This is a genomic window from Desulfurellaceae bacterium, assembly GCA_021296095.1.
Lineage (GTDB): Bacteria > Desulfobacterota > Binatia > Bin18 > Bin18 > JAAXHF01.
Genome location: JAGWBB010000029.1, coordinates 33,849 through 37,494, shown reverse-complemented (window position 1 = coordinate 37,494; position 3,646 = coordinate 33,849). Strand labels below are relative to the sequence as shown.

Here is a 3,646-nt window from a genome sequence, read left to right as displayed (position 1 = left end):
CGAGCAGGGCCAGATATCCACCACGCTTGAGAGAGTTTGACATACGCCTACCTCCTGATCCGGACCGGGACACGGCCTGCAATAGCGCATAGCCGGCGGCCCGACAAGCGGCGCCGCATTGACAAACCCGAGGGGCCGGCAGGATAATCGGGAGCCGCGAGAGGCCGAAGAGTCTTGCGCTCCTGGCCCCGAGCCCAGAAGGAGGAAAGCATGGTTCGCGAGTATAAATTCCCCCAGTTGGAGAACGTGATTTTCGGAGCCGGCGCGCTGGAGCGGGTGCCCGGCGAACTCGAGCGTTTCGGCAAGCGACGCGCCCTGGTCCTGACCGGCCAGAGTCTATCGACCAAAACCGATCTGGTCCAGAAATTTGAGGCCCTGCTCGGAGAGCGCTGGGCCGGTACGTATAACGGCTGCAAACAGCACGTGCCGAGCCATACGGTTGACGAAGCCGTGGCCATGGCGCGCGAGCGCGAGGCCGACGCCATCATCAGCTTTGGCGGCGGCAGCCCGATTGACGCGGCCAAGATCGTAGCTCTGGAACTGCTCGAAGACGGTCAGACCCAGGCCGACATGCCCCAGATTGCGATTTCGACCACGCTGTCGGCGGGCGAGTTCACCCCCTTTGCCGGGATCACCGATGAGGCCACCCGGGTCAAGGGGCTGCGGGTCGATCCCCGCATCGTGCCCAAGACGATTGTGCTCGATCCCCAGGTCACCCTGCCAACCCCCCGGCAGCTGTGGTCGGCGACCGGCATCAAGGCGCTCGACCACGCAATCGAAGCCCTGTGGTCGGTCAATCCCCAGCCGGTGTCTGACGCCCTGGCCATGGAGGCGATTCGCAAGCTGCACGTCTCGCTGCCCCTGTCCGTCAAAGAGCCCGATAATGTTGAGGCGCGCGGCGAGTGTCAGGTGGCAGCCTGGCTGTCGATTTTCGGCCTGGGCAATGTCGGCGTCCGCCTGAGCCATATCTTCGGGCATCAGATTGGCGCCCGCTGGGACGTGCCACACGGGGTGACCTCGTGCATCACGATTCCGCACTGCATGCGTTTTCTGGCTCCCGAGACCCTGCCCCAGCAGGCCAAGATCGCCGAGGCGTTCGGCATTCAGGCCAACGGGCGGTCAGCCGAGGCGGTCGCGGCCGAGGCGGCCGAAGTGGTGGATGCCTTCATTGACGGCTTCGACGTGCCGCGCCGCCTGCGCGATGTCGGAGCCAAGGAAGACGAGTTGTCGATTGTGGCCCAGGCCGTGATTGAGGAAAGCTCCCTGTGGCACAAACAGCAGGGCGCCGAAGAGGCCATGCTGGGGCTGCTCACGTCCATGTGGTAGGCGCTGGTACCGGTCAAGGAGCGGACATGCCGAATCCCAGTCCCCGTGTCATCCACGAGCCGCCGCGCTCGACACCGGTCAAGGCCGAGACCCAGGTCCTGGTGGTCGGTGGCGGGTCGGCCGGTGTGGCTGCGGCCGTGGCAGCGGCGCGCAACGGGGCCGATGTGATCCTGGTCGAGCGGCTCGGCTATCTGGGCGGGCTGGCCAGCGGTGGCCTGATTATTCTGCTGCTGACCCTGGACGACGGTCGGGGCCGCCAGGTCGTCGGCGGCCTGTGCCAGGAGGTGACGGAACGGCTGGCCCAGCGTGAGGCCGCCTATTTTCCGCCCCAAACCGAGTGGGGTAGTGCCGACCAGGATCTCGTCAGCCGGAATCGCAGCTGGGGTCTGGTGTGGGGCCACGGTCCGCACCGGGTGCGCTACTCGGTCGCCTACGATCCCGAAGAATTCAAGTTTGCGCTGAACCAGATGACCCAGGAGGCCGGGGTGCGGCTGCTGCTGCACGCGTATGCTTGCGACGCCATCGTGCAGGACGGCCGGGTCAGCGGGGTAGCCTTTCAAGGTAAATCCGGCCGGTTCGCCATTCTGGCCGATGTCGTCATTGATGCCAGCGGAGACGGCGATATCTTCACCTCGGCCGGGACCGCCTACGAGAGCGAGAAAGTCCTGCCATGGTTGTGGTTCTGCATGGGTGGGGTCGAAGACCCCGAGGCCGCCATCGCAGCTGGGGGCTGGTTTTTTCATACCCCGGGTGAGGGCAAGGTTCTGATGCCGTGGGGCGCGACCGAGCGTATCAGCCGCAAGATCGACGCCACCGACCCTGAAGACCTGACCTATGCCGAGCTGGAATGCCGCAAGCAAGTCATGCACGAGGCGGACCGTTTGCGGCGCGAGGTGCCGGGCTTTGCCAAGGCCCACTTCTGTCACATCGCCGATCAGATCGGTATTACCGAGAGCCGCCGCCTGGTCGGCGAGGCCGTGCTGGGCCGGGACGACATTGACACGCCGTGTGAGGATGCGATTGCCCTGACCGGACACTGGACCAAATACGAGGCCCTCTACTACATCCCCTACCGGTCGCTGCTGGCCAGGGAATTCCCCAACCTGCTGGTGGCCGGTCGCTGCATCTCGGTCGATCACCGGGTCCATCACGCCACCAAAGAGATTCCGCCGTGTATTGCGACCGGCGAGGCGGCCGGCACCGCAGCCGCGCTAGCCGCGCAGTCGGGCACGTCTCCCAAACAGATTCAGGTCTCCGCCCTGCAAAAACGTCTGGAAGAGGGCGGGGCGATTCTGCGCCTGTGAGCGATATGCCTCACCGTCCGGCCGGGCGAGGGGCGAGGGTGATCCTGGGCGCCTGACCGTCCGGGCCACGGGGGAGGGTGTCCAGCCGGGCCAGGTCCTGCCGAACCCGCTGGCGCACGGCTTCCAGCCGCACCCCGCCACACTCGTCAGGGAGCGGGACGAGCGTTTCCAGCCCCATTGTCAGCATAGTTTGGGCGCCCGGATAGCCGGAGGCCAATTTGTGGTAGCCGACCGCAACCCGGATGAGGCCGAGAAACAGCTGCCAGGTGGTGTCGTCGTCCTCGACCGCATCGAGCGCGTCTTCCAGCGCTTCGTGGGCGTCAAAATAGCGTCCCGAGTTAAAGTCCTTGATCGACCGCAGCAGGGCCGGATGGTAGCGCATGGCCGGCTATTGTAGCTTTTCTTTCGGTCGGAGAAAGTGCTAAGGGGAAGGCGAAGGAGGGCTGCACCATGCCGAGCGTTGCTGAACTGTGTACCACAACCCTGACCGAGGCTGCCGCGCTGATCAAGAGCAAGGCGGTCTCGCCGGTCGAACTTACCCAGGCCATGCTGGACCGCATCGAAGCCATCGACGGCAAGCTGCACAGCTATATCACGGTGACTGCGGATTTTGCCCTGGAACAGGCCCGGGCCGCTGAACAGGAAATTCTGGCCGGGACCTACCGGGGACCCCTGCACGGCATCCCGATCGCCGTCAAAGACCTGTGTTTCACCAAAGGCATCCGGACCACCTGCGCGTCCAAGATTCTGGCCGACTGGGTGCCCGACTACAACGCCACGATCATGGATAAACTGTACGCCGCAGGTGCGGTGTTGCTGGGCAAACTGGGCATGACCGAGTTTGCCCTGTCCGGCTATCATCCCTCGGTCGAACCGCCGCGCAACCCGTGGAATCCCGACCGCTGGCCGGGCGCGTCGTCGAGCGGCTCCGGGGCTGCCACGGCCGCCTCGCTGTGCTTTGGCTCGCTCGGTTCGGATACCGGCGGCTCAATCCGCTTTCCGTCTGCCGCGTGCGG

Annotated in this window: 4 protein-coding genes; 3 read left to right on the top strand and 1 reads right to left on the bottom strand. The window is 65.2% G+C overall.

Going from position 1 to position 3,646, the window contains the following annotated elements; translation table 11 throughout:
• Positions 1–210: 210 nt before the first annotated feature.
• Together J4F42_09145 and J4F42_09140 are read left to right on the top strand one after the other, a co-directional pair.
• A complete protein-coding gene (locus tag J4F42_09145; protein ID MCE2485663.1) occupies positions 211–1,326 on the top strand; it encodes an iron-containing alcohol dehydrogenase in 1,116 nt (371 codons plus the stop codon).
• 26 nt (positions 1,327–1,352) lie between these two features.
• Positions 1,353–2,630 (top strand): FAD-dependent oxidoreductase, encoded by a 1,278-nt coding sequence (locus J4F42_09140; GenBank protein MCE2485662.1) that lies wholly within the window; start codon positions 1,353–1,355, stop codon positions 2,628–2,630.
• A 10-nt stretch (positions 2,631–2,640) separates the two neighbouring features.
• Here the strand turns inward: J4F42_09140 and J4F42_09135 are convergent, their stop codons facing one another.
• Complete coding sequence (locus tag J4F42_09135; protein MCE2485661.1) at positions 2,641–3,012, bottom strand: DUF309 domain-containing protein; 372 nt, start codon at positions 3,010–3,012, stop codon at positions 2,641–2,643.
• A gap of 68 nt (positions 3,013–3,080) precedes the next feature.
• Here J4F42_09135 and J4F42_09130 point away from each other — a divergent pair.
• The coding region (locus tag J4F42_09130; GenBank protein MCE2485660.1) for a hypothetical protein at positions 3,081–3,646 on the top strand (566 nt) is incomplete at its 3' end.